Raw genomic sequence first — 16,204 nt, forward strand, 5'->3', positions numbered from 1 at the left:
TTAAATTCGTAATAATCATAAACTAAAAATATTTATTAAAAAGAGTCTCGAATCAGCGCCAGCTTAGAAACTATCAGATGTTCAGTTGATGTGAGAGTTATTTTTGTTGGTGTGAATTTAGAAGAATAACTTGTTTATCTAGTTTGGTACACCCTGTTCCGCGATAGAATAATTATCCTTTCTGTTGAAATAACAACCAACATCTAACTTAACACTAGGATTCAAGTGTGCCAATGTCTATACTTTAAGAAAGCGTTTAAATAGAAAGGAATGGTACAGATGGCGAATTTACCTAAAGACTTCTTATGGGGTGGAGCTGTAGCTGCTCATCAAATTGAAGGGGCCTGGGATGTAGCTGGAAAAGGCCCAAGTATTGCTGATGTTATGACAGCAGGTGGGAATGGAATTGATAGAAAAATTACAACGGAAGGTGTCTTAAGCTCTGAGTATTATCCAAATCATGAGGCCATTGATTTTTATCATCGTTATAAAGAAGATATCAAATTGTTTAAAGAAATGGGCTTAAAAGTATTTAGGACATCAATTAACTGGACACGTATATATCCAAATGGAGATGATTCAGAACCAAATGAAGCGGGACTTCAATTTTATGATGATTTATTCGATGAATTACTAGCAAATGATATACAGCCTGTTATTACATTGTCTCACTTTGAAATTCCATTAGCCTTGTATCATAATTATGGTGGATTTAGAAGTAAAAAAGTCATTGATTTATATGTAACTTATGCTGAGACAGTGATGACACGATATAAAGATAAAGTAAGATATTGGATGACGTTTAATGAAATCAATAATCAGGCAGACGGACAGCATGATGTTCACACTTGGACAAATTCAGCTATATTATTTACTGAAGGGGAAAACAAAGAAGAAATCATCTATCAGGCAGCGATGAATGAACTTATTGCCAGTGCGAAAGTAGTCAAACTGGGACGTCAAATTAATCCCGACTTTCAAATAGGCTGTATGATGGCTTACGTACCAGTGTATCCTTATTCAAGTAAACCTGAAGATCAGATGGCGGCATTAAAGGTCATGAATCGTAGATTCTTCTATAGTGATGTCCATGCTCGTGGTCTTGTTCCAGAGTACGTTGAGAAAGAATGGGAAGCAAAAGGTTATCAGATTGATATCTCAGAGAAAGAAAGAGCCATTCTCAAAGAAGGAACAGTAGATTATATCGGCTTTAGTTATTATATGTCCGGTACAGTGACGACTGTTGACACGGCAGAAGGATTCTCTATTGGAGATTTCCCTGATGCAAGATGGTTAGATAATCCTTATGTAGAAGCAAGTGATTGGGGATGGCAGATTGATCCGGTTGGATTGCGATATACATTGAACCTAATATATGAACGCTATCACTTACCTTTATTCATTGTTGAGAATGGCTTTGGAGCATATGATAAGGTGGAAGAAGATGGGCAGATACATGATCAATACCGGATAGACTACTTAAAAGCACATATTGAACAAATGAAGCTCGCTGTTATCGAAGATGGGGTAAACTTATTAGGCTACACACCTTGGGGAATTATAGATATTGTGAGTTTTGGTTCAGGTGAAATGGAAAAAAGGTATGGTTTCATTCATGTAGATAAAGATAATGAAGGTCAGGGTACTTTAAATAGAAGTAAAAAGGATTCATTTGACTGGTATAAGAAGGTCATCGAAACGAATGGAGAGATTCTCTAATATGAAGCAAGTTGACTTAGTGGCACTTCTCAATGAGATGACCCTTGATGAAAAGATTGGCCAATTAGTTCAGTTGACGCCTGATTTTTTTGAACAAGGTGGGGAAATCACTGGTCCCGTGAAAGAATGGGAGCTAGATTCAGAGCAATTATCACGGGTAGGTTCGGTATTGGGTACTCAGAAAGCCTCACAAGTATATAATATTCAGAAAGAATATCTGGAACAAAGTAGACTGAAAATTCCTTTGTTATTTATGGCAGATATCATTCATGGTTATGAAACAATCTTCCCCATTCCTTTGGCAATGGCTTCATCTTTTGATGAGGCCATAATAAAAGAAGCAGCCAGGCTGTCAGCCCATGAGGGAACAAATGCAGGGATTCATGTTACATTTTCGCCAAATGCAGATTATGTAAAAGATGCGCGTTGGGGACGTGTTATGGAAACCAACGGAGAAGATCCAATATTATCGGCGGCCCTTACACGTGCTTTTATCGAGGGATACCAAGGGACGGATTTAGCGAAGGATAAAAATAGCTTGGCAGCCTGTGTTAAGCATTTTATTGGATACGGCGCAGCTCAAGCTGGCCGTGATTATAATACTGTTGATATCTCAGACATCGAGATGTATCAGAATTACCTACCAGCATTTAAAGCAGCGATTGATGCCGGTGTTAAGTTAGTGATGACTTCATTCAACACGATACAAGGAATACCTGTATCGGGTAATAAACGAGTTATTCAAAAAACGTTAAGGCAAGACTTGAATTTTGAAGGTGTACTTATTTCTGACTGGGCAAGTATTGCTGAGTTGGTACCACATGGGGTCGCAAAAGACGGCTATGAATCGGCAGAACTAGCTTTTGATGCAGGTGTCGATATTGATATGATGAGTGATAGTTATTTGAGTCACTTAAACTTAATTGTTAATGCTGAAAATCTCGACAATTTAAATGAGTCGGTATTAAGGGTACTCAATCTAAAAAATGCATTAGGCTTATTTGAGGATCCATATAGAGGGTTAGAAAAAGATTCATTAGATAAGAAAACAATCGATGGATTGAGAGACAGCACACGTAAAATCGCTGAGAAATCAATAGTCTTATTAAAAAATGATGGCATACTTCCATTAAAAAATGGTCAAAATGTTGGATTAATTGGTCCCAAAGCGACTTCGCAAGATATTCTGGGCGCGTGGTCTTGGATGGGACAAAATGATAAAGCGATATCATTGGCAGATGGATTAGCGAGTAAAAGTATCAACTTATCAACCTTAGACTTTAGTGAAAATGAAAATATAACAGATGAGTACATTGAGAAAGCAAAAAAACTAGCAAAAGAACTAGATATAGTGATTATAGCTGTCGGTGAAAAGAGTGATGAATCAGGTGAAGGATCTAGTTTGGTAAACATCGAATTATCACGTAAACAAGATAGATTGATTCAAGAAATAAGTAAGATAAATGCTAAAACAATTGTCATCGTATTTAGTGGAAGACCTTTAGCTTTGAGCAATATTAACGAGGAAGCTAGAGCAATCATCCAAGCTTGGTTTCCAGGTAGTGAAGGCGGGAATGCCCTTGCCAACATACTCATGGGCGGCGCCAATCCACAAGCTAAGCTTCCAATGAGTTTTCCGAGGTCGGTTGGTCAGTTACCTAATACATACGCACAGATGTCAACAGGACGACCTAAAAAAAATGATAATAAAAATGAAAAATATATATCGCAATATTTAGATGAATTAAATACGCCATTATATCCATTTGGTCATGGCTTAAGTTATTCAGAATTTACTTTAGAGCATATCACTCTGTCAAAAGAAACTATGACAAGAGCTGAAGCTATAACAGTAGGTGCAGATTTAAAAAATATCAGCCACATTAAAGGATCAACGGTTGTGCAACTCTATCTACAAGATGTGGTAGCACAGGTGACGCGTCCCATGCGCGAGTTAAAAAAATGGAGCGTAGAAACAGTGAATGCCAAAGATGAAAAAGAGATTGAATTCATCATCACAGAAGAAGATTTAGCCTATGTTCATAGTGATTTGACACAGCGAGCGGATGTAGGTGAGTTTAAGTTATATCTAGGCTTCGACAGTCAATCAGCGATGTATATAGGAAGTATTCATTTAACTGATTAAGTAATTACCTCAATGGTACAGCTTGTACCATTGAGAAGTATGTTTCAAAAAGCTGGCATAAGCACCAAAAGAAATAAAAGACTTGATAATGAAAACGTTTTTATTTATAGTGTACATATATTAAAGAAAGCGATCGATTCTTTCAAACTAAAATGAAAACGTTTTTTATGGTGATAATATGGACAAAAGAATTACAATCCGAGATGTTGCAAAAGAAGCAAGTGTATCAATATCAACTGTGTCAAAGGCACTTAATGGTGTTGATGTTGTAAAACCTGAAACAAAGAAAAAAATATTAGAAGCAGCAAATAAATTACATTATGTCCCTAACTTAATGGGTAAGCAATTGAAATCTGGAATGACAAAGATGTTAGGCTTTTATACCAATAGTATTAGTGGACCGTACTTTAGTCCGTTAGTTGAGGCAATCGCTCAAGAGGCGGACAAATTAGGTTATGGGATCAATGTGTTTATTACTTCTAATAAAGATGTAGTGATGCGAAGCATCATGGGGAATGTTGTTGACGGTATTATAGGCTTTGAAGACTATATTAATGAAGATGAAGTAGGACTTATTAAACAAAAAGGAATCAAAGCGGTTTTCATTGATCGAAAAATCCGGGCTGAAACAATCGGCAGTGTTGTTTTTGATTCCCAGAACAAAGGTGAGATAGCGACTGACTATTTGATTAACAAAGGACATACTAAAATCGCTTATATTACAGGATTTACGGGTGTCTATGATAGTGATGAGCGCTTTGAAGGTTATAAAAAATCCTTGAAAAAGGCTGGAATAACATTCAGAGCTGACTATATTCTGGAGGGGAAATTTGAAGAACAAGCAGCTTATGAGTCTATAAAATATTTTATGGAGACAGAAGTAGATTATCCAACAGCTTTTTTAGCAGGTAATGATCTGAGTGCTATTGGGGCAATTAAGAGCTTGTATGATTTAGGTTATACTGTGCCAGATAATTTTAGTGTTGTAGGCTTTGATGGGATTGAGTTATTGGAGTACTTTGAGCCAAAATTAACGACGATTAACAATCCGATAGAATTACAAGGTCAATGTGCTGTGAGGCATTTGGTTGACATGATTGAAACGGATGCGCCTGGAAAGTCTTTGGAATTAGAGGGAGAACTTATCGAAGGAAAATCCGTGAAAATGATAATGACGGAAGAGGGATAAATTGTGTATATAGGTATTGATATCGGTGGTACAAGTATTAAGTATGGTCTAGTGAGCGAAGAAGGGGATGTGATGAACAAAAGCTCAATACCTACGAGCAAAAATAAAAACGTTTTTATTAAAGATATACTAAATATTATCACAAGAAACATTGAAGGCACACCTGAGATTAAAGCAGTTGGAATTAGTGCTCCGGGTATTATTGAAAAGAATGGATACTTTACTACTGCAGGGTCATTGAAAGCGATGTATGGTGTAAACTTAAAAGTAGAGCTTGAAAAACATATACAGATACCGATTCAGATTGAAAATGATGCGAACGCCGCAGCAATTGCCGAGCGTTGGATTGGAAATGCGCAGGGTATAGACAACTACTTGTGTGTTGTATTAGGTACTGGGGTTGGCGGAGGAATAGTGATTAACGGTGATATATACCGCGGTCACCATGGAATGGCTGGGGAGTTTGGCTGGATGATTATTGATGAACTCCCTGAGAAGGGCAATATCGAAACAGCTTCAATCAATCAACGGGCTGCTATCGTTGGTGGACTGTGTATGAGATATAACCAGTTTAAAAAAGCAGAGAATAGTGAATTTGAAGATATATATGATGCCAGAATTATCTTCGAACAAGAGATGACAGATTCAATAGCAAAGCAGGTTATTGAGCAATTCTTCCGTGATTTATCGATTGGCCTCATTAATTTAATCAGTATTTTTGATCCTGAGGTCGTTCTAATCGGTGGAGGAATTAGCGAAAACAATGACTTCTTCACACGACTACAAAAGGAACTGGTTAGATGGGAACAAAGACATGATAGCGTAAAGTATTTGATGGGTAAAACAATTGCCCCCATAAAGCAAACTAAGCTAAAAAATGATGCTGGGATTGTTGGAGCAGTCTACCCAATTCGACGGTCATTAAAGTTAAAGACGAAATAAAGGAGATGTTGTTTTGGAAGTGAAAGTGAAACAGAAGAAAAAACAAAGAAAAAGTATCAAGAGTTGGTTCCAAGCTTTCTTTGATCAGTGGGAATTACAGACAATGGTATGGCCTGGAATCATTTTTATGATTATCTTTAACTTTATTCCGATATACGGTTTAGTGATTGCTTTTCAACGTTATACAGTTTTGGATACTTTTGGTACAGCTAAATGGGTTGGGTTTGAAAATTTTGAAATCATTTTAAATGATAAATTTTTCTGGGGATCAGTCATTAATACGTTAGGGATTAGTTTCCTAAAACTAATCATTGGATTTGGTTTGCCAATTATATTCGCAATATTAATATTTGAACTTAGACAAGGCCCTTTCAAAAAACTAGTTCAAACGATTTCTTATATGCCGTATTTCTTATCATGGATTGTACTTGGTGGAATGTTAATTAATTGGCTATCAACAACCGGTTTATTAAATACCATTCTTGCTGGGTTAGGCTTTGAAGTTAGGAATCAAAATTACTTACTCACGGCGGATAAGTACTGGTGGATCGCTGTATTATCTGATATTTGGAAAAATACAGGTTGGGGCACGATATTGTACTTAGCCACCTTATCAAAAATTGACCCGGCATATTACGAAGCAGCTAAAATTGATGGTGCAACTCGCTTCCAACAAATTACAAAAATAACGCTACCGATGCTCAAAGGGATAATTAGCTTGAACCTTATCTTAACAATTAGCGGGATGCTTGGATCTAACTTAGACCAAACAATGGTATTAATGAATAATCAAAACCAGGTCAGAGCAGAAGTAATTAACTCATACGTTTTCCGAATGGGTATTGCTCAAGGGGACTTCTCATATGCTACTGCTGTAGGATTAGGTGTATCGCTCGTGTCGGTTATTTTATTAGTTGCATCGAATCAGATGACCAAAAGATTAAATGACAACACATCTGTTTTGTAAGAAAGGAGAATTATGTGAAAAGTAAAGTAATGAAAAAAGACGTTGATAGTCGATTGTTTAATGTTATTAATATTATTGTATTATCGTTATTCACAATAATAATCGTTATTCCTTTATGGAATGTATTAATTTCATCATTCGCATCTGGACAGGCACTAGCAAAAGGGAGTTTTGTTTTTTGGCCGGATGAACTATCATTAGAGAATTACAAAGCAGTGTTCAGAGACAGCTCTATGATTAGAGCGTTTGTTATCTCTATATCTAAGACAGTTATTGGCGTAGTCACTCACGTCTTCTTCTGTGCCATGATGGCATATGCGATGAGTAAAGCAAATCTAAAAGGGAGAAAATTATATTCTGCTATGGGAATTACAACGATGTTTTTCTCAGGTGGTATGATTCCGATGTATCTCTTAATTAGAGAGTTAGGTATGTTGAATAGTTTTTGGGTATATATTATCCCAGCACTCTTAAGTTACTATGACGTTATTATTCTAATGAACTTCTTTAGAAGTGTTCCTGCTTCTCTAGAAGAATCAGCCATGATTGATGGAGCAGGGCATTGGAAGATATTCTTACGAATTTTCCTACCTTTATCAAAACCAGCACTCGCAACGATAGCTCTTTTTAATGGAGTGAATCAATGGAATGACTTTATGACAGCTAGAATTTATATTACAGATAAAAGCTTATACCCATTACAAATGAAATTGTACGAAATCATTGTCCAATCTCAAACTCAGGGAATGCAAAATATAGGAACGGCAGTTGCCCAAAGTACGACAAAAGGTGTTCAGTTAGCAACGATTGTCGTAACAACGATTCCAATATTACTGATTTATCCATTACTTCAAAAACACTTTATTTCTGGAATGATGGTCGGCGCAGTTAAAGAATAATAGAAAGAAGGAAAAATAATGACATTTAAAAAAATAATTGGTAAAAGTATCTTACTGGCAGGTTCAGCCTTTTTATTAGCAGCATGTGGGAACAACTCTAGTGAGGAAATCGTGGCGGACAGTGCTGAAGATCGTTATGAATTAGATGCCACTACCCCAGCATGGCAATTAGATACAAAAGAAGAAGTGACAGAGTTAACGTGGTACGTAAACGCTGATTGGTGGAATGATTCATGGGGAGAAGATATAGTTACTAAAAAGATGGAAGAAGATTTAAATATTAAAGTGAATTTTATTAAAGGTGACGATACGAATTTAAATACGATGTTTTCAGGTGAAGATGTGGCTGATATTGTGACTGTCTTTGATTCGAACTCTCAAGTTGCAAAACAAGCAAGTACTTGGGCATATTCATTAGACGAGTTGGCAGAAAAATACGATCCATACTGGAATGAAGTGGCTGCCGAAGATACATTGAATTGGTTCCAACTAGAGGATGGTAATACATACGGCTATCCAAACTATTCGAATACAGCAGCAGATTATGAAAGTGGCATGATTCCAGCAAATACGAACTTTTTAATTAGAAAAGATGTGTATGAAGCCATGGGAGAACCGGACTTTGGAACGCCAGAAGAATTTATTGCTTCAATGGAACAAATGAGTGAAGAATACCCTGACTTAATTCCATTAGGATTCAATGATTTAGGTGAAGGTACGGGCTCATTAGGGGACGTATTCCAAGACTTCTTGGGTGTTGACTTAGTTAATGAAGATGGAAGTTTTAAAAATAGAAACTTAGATGAAGAATATTTGGGTTGGCTAAGAACATTAAGACAGGTTCATTCAGATGGTAATATCTCAGATGATAGTTTCTCAGATGACGGAACGGCTTTCGATGAAAAAGTAAAATCAGGACAATATGGAACGATTATGATCAGCGGGATTGCTCAACTGAGTGGTGCTTTACAAACTTGGTTAGCTGCGAATCCAGGCGCTGAATATATTGCTATTGACGGACCACAACATAGTGAAGGTAATGATCCGAAATTAAATCAAAGTGGGATTACTGGCTGGATGATTAACTACATTAGTAAAACAACAGAAGATCCTGCAAAAGTAATGCAAGTCTTTACATATTTACAAAGTGAATATGGTGGTATTCTAACTTCATTTGGTGTTGAAGGCGAGACGTTTGAATATGATGAAGAAGGAAAAATTGTCTTACTTCCAGAGATACAAGAAATTAAAGACAATGATTCAGAACGTTATAAAACTGAGTATCGCTTAAGTGAGTTTATTTTCTTCGGACATGATAAATATCAGGCATTAGGGAGCGACTCAATGCAAACACCTGCATTAATTCAGCCGCGTGAATGGGGAGAAGGATTACTCTATCCTCACTTTGTATTAGAAAATATTGATGCAGAGCCGGGTACGCAAGAAGCACGTAATTTATCTGCAATTAACACTAATTGGAATACAACATTAGTCAGTTTAATTCGTTCTTCAAGTGATGATGAGTTTGATAGTATACTAGCTAATTATGAAGCGTTTTTAGATGAAAATGGCTGGGATGGCATTGTTGATATTAGAAATGAAAAAATGAACCTTAATCGAGAAAAATTAGGTCTTGAATAACAAAGAATGGTTGAATTAGAAAGGATCGTTATCACTTATGAAAAAAATATTCAGTCTAGATGGTGGCGTTTATCAATTTTTGAATACAGTTTATAACTTACTTATTATAAACGTCCTAACCGTAATATTTAGCCTCCCTATCGTCACGATGGGGAGTGCCGTAAGTGCTGGTTATCACTTAATATTCAAATTAGATAAAAGTAACCCAACGATGAAAGAATTTTTAAACAGCTTTAAAGCGAATCTATTTACGGGATCGCTGCTCGCATTAGTCTATGCAGCGCTTGGAGCGTTTCTTGTTGGTGTCATTTCACTGACATTAGATTCACCGATCCAATTTTTATTGCTGCTCGTCTTATCCTTTTTTATCATTGTTGTGATGAATACATTCTTAACTGTTGCGTATTTTAATCTAGCTTTGTTTAAAAATATTCAATTCGCAGTGTTTTTAACACTGAAATACACAGGGTTCTTTTGTATAAGTTTGAGTAGTATTGTTATTTCATTGTTAATACCCATATTTTTACCTAAGTTAATGTTTATCTGGTTTTTCTTTGGCGTGAGTGTGCCAATGATGATTCAAGTAAAGATATACGAGTACTGTATCAACCGATTTCAAATGACCGTAGAAGAAGGTGAACTTAATTGACACAAAAAATATATGAATCATATGATAGAAACCATCTCTTTAAAGCAATCGAGATGTCGGATGTAGATACATCATCTGATGTCATAGCAATTGAAATTAATAAAAAGCAAACCTATCAAAAAATAGATGGCTTTGGTGCGTCCTTTACAGATAGTTCAGCGTATTTAATCGATAAAGTCCTTTCAGATAAAGATAAAGAAGAGGTAATGACACACTTATTTGCTGATAATGATGGTATTGGTTTGTCGCTAGTTCGTAATCCAATGGGGGCATCTGATTATTCACGCTCTATCTATAGTTATAACGATATAGAAGAGGGTCAAACGGATTTAGAGTTGACCCAGTTTACAATTGATCATGATAGGGAAAGTATTTTACCTTTAACGAAATGGGCCATGGAACTTAATCCTGACTTAAAACTCATGGCATCGCCATGGAGTGCACCAGCATGGATGAAAACAACCAAGAGTATGATTGGCGGAAAGTTGTTAGAGGAATATTATGAGGTCTATGCAAGGTATTTTGAGAAATTCATACAGGCCTATAAAAACGAAGGTATCTCAGTTTATGGGATCACACCACAAAATGAACCGTTGTTTGTACCCCCTCATTATCCAGGAATGGAATTATTGGCTGAAGAAGCGGCAACGTTCATATCGGACTACCTTAAACCAACCTTAGATAAAGCAGGGCACGCTACGAAGATTTTTGGCTATGATCATAATTGGGATCGAATCGATTACCCAATCACGTTATTAGACGAAGCGGCAGATAATTTGGATGGTATTGCTTGGCATTGGTATGGTGGAAAAGCAATCAATCAAGCAAGAGTCCAACAGTTTTTCCCAGACAAAGAAATTCACTTTACTGAGGGATCTGGCGGAGAATGGATTCCTGAGTTTGAACTCGCTTTCAGTAACCTTATGCGAACAGGTATAGATATTATGAGGCATGGGTCAAAATCATTTATATTATGGAATATGGCATTAGATGAAAACAATGGACCAACCGTCCCAGGCTTTGGTGAAAGTACGTGCCGCGGTTTATTAAAAATCAATCAATTAACAAAAGAATATGAGTATACACTCGATTATTATGGGTTGGCCCATTTCAGTAAATTTGTTAGACCGGGTGCAAGTAGAATATTCAGTAGTGAGGAAGATACTATTAAGACCGTTTCTTTTGAAAATATTGATCACTCACTCGTTGTTATCTTATTCAATGATTCAAATGAGCAAAAAGTAGTTCAATTAACCGGTGATGTCGACTCGGTAGTGTCTCTCAAAGCAAAGTCGGCGCTCACTGTCGTGTTTGAAGGATAGAAAAGGAAGTGGAACATGTCATTTTTTGGAAAATTAGATTTTAATAGTTTATCTGAGACTGAGCGGGCGATACATCATTACATGTCAAGTAATTCGGACAAAATACCTTTTATGCGTGTGAGGGATATTGCGAATGAGTCACATACGTCATCCTCTTCAGTGATGCGCTTTATTCGAAAAGTCGGTTACGACAGTTACACTGAATTTAGAACGCATTTTAAATCTTCTGAAGTAGAAAAAAATGAGTTATTCGTTTCAAAAAAATATTTAGATGATTCTAATTTTCCAAATGACTTTGAAACACGCATTCTAACCATTGCTGAGCAAGTACAGAGTTGTGAAAATATTATATTTTTTGGTATCGGTTCCTCTGGAACGATGTGTGAGTATGCTGCGAGGCGATTAGCAATACTTGGATATAATACATACGCGATGACAGATCCGACGTTTCCAATTTTTTCTAAACTAAGAAATACAACTGAAAATATTATTTTTGTCCTATCGATCACTGGTATGACAACGGAGATATTGGAAATGGTTAATGGATTCAAGAATAACTTAGATTATAAAATCGTTGCGATAACCGCTAACGCGGATAGCAATTTAGCATTGATGAGTGATTATGTTTTGGATTATAGAGTGCCATTTGTCAGGTTGAAACAGCATGAAGATTTAACGAGTCAAATTCCATCATTGTATATTATTGAAGTTTTGTCTGATGCACTTCTCAATCTTAATAATGAGGATTCAAACATTGATGTTAAAGAAACTTTAGAATAGGAAGGAATACTAGAATGGTAGATATTAACTTAAAAAATTTAGGGAAACAATATGAAGGTAATGATAGAAATGCTGTAACGGACTTTAACTTAGACATTGAAGATAAAGAATTTATTGTATTCGTAGGACCGTCTGGTTGTGGAAAGTCAACGACTTTGCGTATGATAGCGGGGTTAGAGGATATTACTGAAGGAGAATTACACATTGACGGAAAGTTGATGAATGAAGTCGCTCCAAAAGATAGAGGGATTGCGATGGTCTTTCAAAATTATGCTTTATACCCTCATATGACAGCCTACGATAACATGGCATTCGGTTTAAAATTAAGAAAATATAATAAAAAAGAAATTGAAGAACGTGTAAAAAATGCAGCAGTCATTCTAGGCTTGACTGATTATTTAGATCGAAAACCAGCAGCATTATCTGGTGGACAAAGACAAAGGGTTGCTTTAGGGCGTGCAATTGTGCGGGATGCTGACGTCTTCTTAATGGATGAACCTTTATCTAACTTAGACGCGAAACTTCGTGTTCAAATGCGTACTGAAATTGCAAAGTTACATAGACGTCTTCAAACAACTACAATTTATGTCACTCATGATCAAACTGAGGCAATGACAATGGCTACTCGTATCGTTATTATGAAAGATGGCTACATTCAACAAATTGGTACACCCGTTGAAGTTTATGATAATCCAGTCAATGTTTTTGTTGGTAGTTTCATCGGATCTCCTTCTATGAATTTCTTCAATGTGGAGTATAATGACGGCTTTATTACGATGGATGATGGTACACAAATAGAAGTTTCTGAACCAGATAAAAGACTATTGGCTGCAGAAGGATACAATCATCAAGAATTAATCTTTGGTTTAAGACCAGAGGATATCCACACAGAACAAATTTTTATTGATGCGAATCCAAGTACGTTGCTTGATGCAGCGATTACAGTTTCTGAATTACTCGGTTCTGAAACAATGTTATATTTAAACTCTGGAAATAGAGAATTTATTGCCAGAGTGGATGCGCGTGATTACCGTGAACCCGGCTCATCAATCACAATGGCATTCGATATGAATAAAGCTCACTTCTTTGATAAAGACAGTGAAGTTGTGATTCGGAATGCGAAGAAGGCTGCAGTTGCAGCGAAGTAGAGTCGTAATCATAAATTTATAAAAACAGCCTTTATCATCCATTTTCTAAATGTTGGATGGTAAAGGCTGTTTTTATTTTGGCTATTTACGATACCATTCCTAACTCCCAAAAGGTTGGCTAATGAGAAGTTCAATTGCTTTATGGACTTCTGCCAGATGATTTGGTTCGGTCGGGTCTCCAAAGGTTATGAATTCAAAAACTTCAAAACTATATTGTATAAAAGGCTTACTAGGATTAATCATGTCCACCTTCTCAGTTTCGATCGGCCACGACAGTAAGTCTAACTTAAGCAATTTCTTCCTCAGTTTTTTGATTGTAGATGTTCGGAGGGAACCTGTTTTATTCTCTGCTACTAATCTGCCAAAGCTATCTGATACTTCTAGATGATAGACATTATGATTCATATCAATAGTGATATCATAGTATTCGTTTTTGGTTCCCTCGACATTAAACGTTAAAAAAGAAAGCTCATTATAATCGCTAATTATATCAAAATCACTAAAGTCTGTTTCACTACCAATTGACATCTGAAGGAGTTTTTCTGTTGCTTTATGGGCGGCAACCATTTTTTCAGTTTGCAGAGGCATACCAAATATATAATTAACTGAGCCGTCAAGGACAATAAAATTAAGAATTTCCGAAACGGAGTCTAGATCTGAATACTGATGGGACGGCCAATTGAAGAAATCAAGTGCCTCTAATTCATCTAAATATCTATTTAAATCTTCTTCTGAAAAATGACGAATAAATAACAAGTCATTTTTTTTTATATTTTCCCCAGATGCATCCCGAAAAATTGGACCCGCAGATAGCCTTTTGAAACTAATAATGACGCTTAAAAACAGATTGTCATTAATTTTTCGTCGATATTCGATCATTTGAATGTTTTTTCTATCCATAAGTGACACCTCCATTTAATTTTATTTAAGCTTACCATACTAAACTCAAAAAAAGGATAGCTCGTACAATAAGTTCAGATTGTATGAGGTAATGTGAGTAGCGGGCACTACATCTGAAAATAGAGTTTGCTAACCCAATTATCAGATATTTTTCCTATAAATAGTTCCACTACCTCAGTGATATTATTTTAAGCTTTGTTTTCATGCATGTAACTCATTTTATGTTATGCTTATTCGAAAGAGGTGATTTTGATGGATAATAAAAATTTACTGCTGAAAACAGCGCTACTTGCTGGAAGAATTATGATGGAGTCTGGTTCGGAAGTGTACAGAGGTGAGGATACGATGCAACGCATTGCACAAAATAGTAAAAAATTGGACACGGAAAGTTATGTGACAGCGACTGGGATTTTCATGAGTATTAATGATGAATCGACTTCTCAAATGACTCAAGCTCGGAACCGTTCAATCAATTTAGAGAAGATTGATGCAACAAATCGCTACTCACGTGAGTATGCTGAAGGTAAAATTTCTTTGATATATCTTTATAAAGCTTTGCAGTCAGTGGATTTACAGACACCTGAGTTCAATAAGTATTACCGGATGTTAGCAGCGGGGTTAGCTAGCTTTTCGTTAATGCTTTTACTAGGTGGAACGTATAGTGATGTGTTGACCGCTTTTACTATCGGGTCACTCGGTTATTTTACCTCGAATCGAATTTACGTTCGAACGGAAATGAAATTTATTAATGACTTGATTGCGGCGTTTATGATTTCACTCGTTTCAGTCATATGCTACCGGATGGGCTTTGTGGCTAATTTGGATAGTTTAATTATTGGCTGTATTATGCCATTGGTTCCTGGACTGGCAATTACGTAAGGAATGCGAGATTTATTTGAAGGGCATTTACTAACGGGAATTGTTCGAACGGTTGAAGCCATACTAATTTCAGTTGTAATTGGAATTGGGATTGCGATGACTTTACAATGGTTTTCTTAAGGAGATAGTATATGACTGAATTTATTGAACAAATTGTCTTTAGTTTCATTGCGAGTGTGTCGTTTGGTATTATTTTAAATGGACCTCGAAGGGGTATTGTATTTGGAGGTATTGCTGGGACTTTAGGTTGGATGAGCTTTTGGGCGATTAATTAAGCAATCGGGGATTTGGCGATATCGAATTTTGTGGGCTCCGTTGTGATTGGGTTGATTTGTATTTTCCTATCTAGAAAATTAAGATTACCGGTTATTACTTTAAACACACCAGCCATCGTACCTTTAGTTCCAGGGGGAGCGGCTTATATGGCAGTGCGATCCGTGGTTGAAGAAAACTATATTGAGTGCGCTAACTACATGATGGATGTACTATGGACAGCGGGTGCCATTGTTTTAGGATTCATGGTTGTGAAATTAATTGAGAATGAGACTAAGGCAAGGCGACTGAAAAAAATGGAGAAAGCAATGAATAAATAAAATTTGGCCTCAAATTCGAATCGGATTTGGGGTCTTTTGTTTATTCAACTCGGGAAGAATCGTGTATCGGTTGTTCTCAAGTTCACTCAACTCGAGAAGAATGGCCACTCGATTGTTCTCAAGTTCCCCCAACTCGAGAAGAATGGCCGCCCGATTGTTCTCAAGTTCGCTCAACTCGAGAAGAATGGGTGAACTGGTCCTATAGTCAAGGACAATTTGAGACATATTTTGAGTGCATTTCACTCTTCAATTTCAATCGTTCTGATGTGCGGTAATGCAGGTGTTGAATAAATATCTGCTAAAGGATAGACATTGGTAGTACAAAACTGATAATATTGAATAGGGCTTAGCTTCGCTAAGTTCCATTGGTAACGCTCATTGTTGTAGTAATCCATATACTCTTCAATGAGCTTTTTTACGTCCTCATAAT

At 36.5% G+C, this 16,204-nt stretch carries 12 protein-coding genes and 3 pseudogenes; 13 read left to right on the top strand and 2 right to left on the bottom strand.

Annotated features, from left to right (window positions below):
- The first annotated feature begins 279 nt into the window (after window positions 1-279).
- From ACEN3Z_RS04540 to ACEN3Z_RS04590, 11 genes are all read left to right on the top strand, one after another.
- Window positions 280-1,719: a 6-phospho-beta-glucosidase gene (locus tag ACEN3Z_RS04540; protein ID WP_407089814.1), complete on the top strand. Its 1,440-nt coding sequence runs from the start codon at window positions 280-282 to the stop codon at window positions 1,717-1,719.
- A 1-nt stretch (window position 1,720) separates the two neighbouring features.
- Complete coding sequence (locus ACEN3Z_RS04545; protein ID WP_407089816.1) at window positions 1,721-3,865, top strand: glycoside hydrolase family 3 N-terminal domain-containing protein; 2,145 nt, start codon at window positions 1,721-1,723, stop codon at window positions 3,863-3,865.
- Between the two features lie 178 nt (window positions 3,866-4,043).
- On the top strand, window positions 4,044-5,054 hold the full coding sequence (locus tag ACEN3Z_RS04550; RefSeq protein ID WP_138403842.1) for a LacI family DNA-binding transcriptional regulator: 1,011 nt from the start codon (window positions 4,044-4,046) through the stop codon (window positions 5,052-5,054).
- 3 nt (window positions 5,055-5,057) lie between these two features.
- Window positions 5,058-5,996: an ROK family protein gene (locus tag ACEN3Z_RS04555; protein ID WP_407089818.1), complete on the top strand. Its 939-nt coding sequence runs from the start codon at window positions 5,058-5,060 to the stop codon at window positions 5,994-5,996.
- Window positions 5,997-6,099: 103 nt separating this feature from the next.
- Window positions 6,100-6,963: an ABC transporter permease gene (locus ACEN3Z_RS04560; protein WP_407089830.1), complete on the top strand. Its 864-nt coding sequence runs from the start codon at window positions 6,100-6,102 to the stop codon at window positions 6,961-6,963.
- Between the two features lie 29 nt (window positions 6,964-6,992).
- Complete coding sequence (locus ACEN3Z_RS04565; protein ID WP_407089831.1) at window positions 6,993-7,862, top strand: carbohydrate ABC transporter permease; 870 nt, start codon at window positions 6,993-6,995, stop codon at window positions 7,860-7,862.
- A gap of 18 nt (window positions 7,863-7,880) precedes the next feature.
- A complete protein-coding gene (locus tag ACEN3Z_RS04570) occupies window positions 7,881-9,503 on the top strand; it encodes a sugar ABC transporter substrate-binding protein (protein WP_407089820.1) in 1,623 nt (540 codons plus the stop codon).
- A gap of 37 nt (window positions 9,504-9,540) precedes the next feature.
- Complete coding sequence (locus ACEN3Z_RS04575) at window positions 9,541-10,152, top strand: DUF624 domain-containing protein (RefSeq protein WP_138403839.1); 612 nt, start codon at window positions 9,541-9,543, stop codon at window positions 10,150-10,152.
- Window positions 10,149-11,474: a glycoside hydrolase family 30 beta sandwich domain-containing protein gene (locus tag ACEN3Z_RS04580; RefSeq protein ID WP_235888748.1), complete on the top strand. Its 1,326-nt coding sequence runs from the start codon at window positions 10,149-10,151 to the stop codon at window positions 11,472-11,474. The genes ACEN3Z_RS04575 and ACEN3Z_RS04580 overlap by 4 nt, the downstream gene beginning before the upstream one ends.
- Window positions 11,475-11,489: 15 nt before the next feature.
- On the top strand, window positions 11,490-12,254 hold the full coding sequence (locus ACEN3Z_RS04585) for a MurR/RpiR family transcriptional regulator (RefSeq protein ID WP_407089823.1): 765 nt from the start codon (window positions 11,490-11,492) through the stop codon (window positions 12,252-12,254).
- A 14-nt stretch (window positions 12,255-12,268) separates the two neighbouring features.
- Entirely contained in the window at window positions 12,269-13,402 is a 1,134-nt protein-coding gene (locus ACEN3Z_RS04590) for an ABC transporter ATP-binding protein (RefSeq protein ID WP_407089825.1), read from the top strand.
- Window positions 13,403-13,501: 99 nt separating this feature from the next.
- Here the strand turns inward: ACEN3Z_RS04590 and ACEN3Z_RS04595 are convergent, their stop codons facing one another.
- Window positions 13,502-14,302: a hypothetical protein gene (locus ACEN3Z_RS04595; RefSeq protein ID WP_407089826.1), complete on the bottom strand. Its 801-nt coding sequence runs from the start codon at window positions 14,300-14,302 to the stop codon at window positions 13,502-13,504.
- 252 nt (window positions 14,303-14,554) lie between these two features.
- Between ACEN3Z_RS04595 and ACEN3Z_RS04600 the strand changes: the two are divergent.
- Both ACEN3Z_RS04600 and ACEN3Z_RS04605 read left to right on the top strand, forming a co-directional pair.
- Window positions 14,555-15,301 (top strand): annotated as a pseudogene (locus ACEN3Z_RS04600) (threonine/serine exporter family protein).
- A gap of 11 nt (window positions 15,302-15,312) precedes the next feature.
- Window positions 15,313-15,774, top strand: a pseudogene (locus ACEN3Z_RS04605) (threonine/serine exporter family protein).
- A 332-nt stretch (window positions 15,775-16,106) separates the two neighbouring features.
- On the opposite strand, the pseudogene ACEN3Z_RS04610 reads toward ACEN3Z_RS04605, so the two are convergent.
- Window positions 16,107-16,204: pseudogene (locus ACEN3Z_RS04610) on the bottom strand (IS3 family transposase); the annotation flags it as partial.

The sequence above is a fragment of the Ruoffia sp. FAM 26254 genome (genome assembly GCF_045528545.1).
Taxonomy (GTDB): Bacteria; Bacillota; Bacilli; order Lactobacillales; family Aerococcaceae; genus Ruoffia; species Ruoffia halotolerans.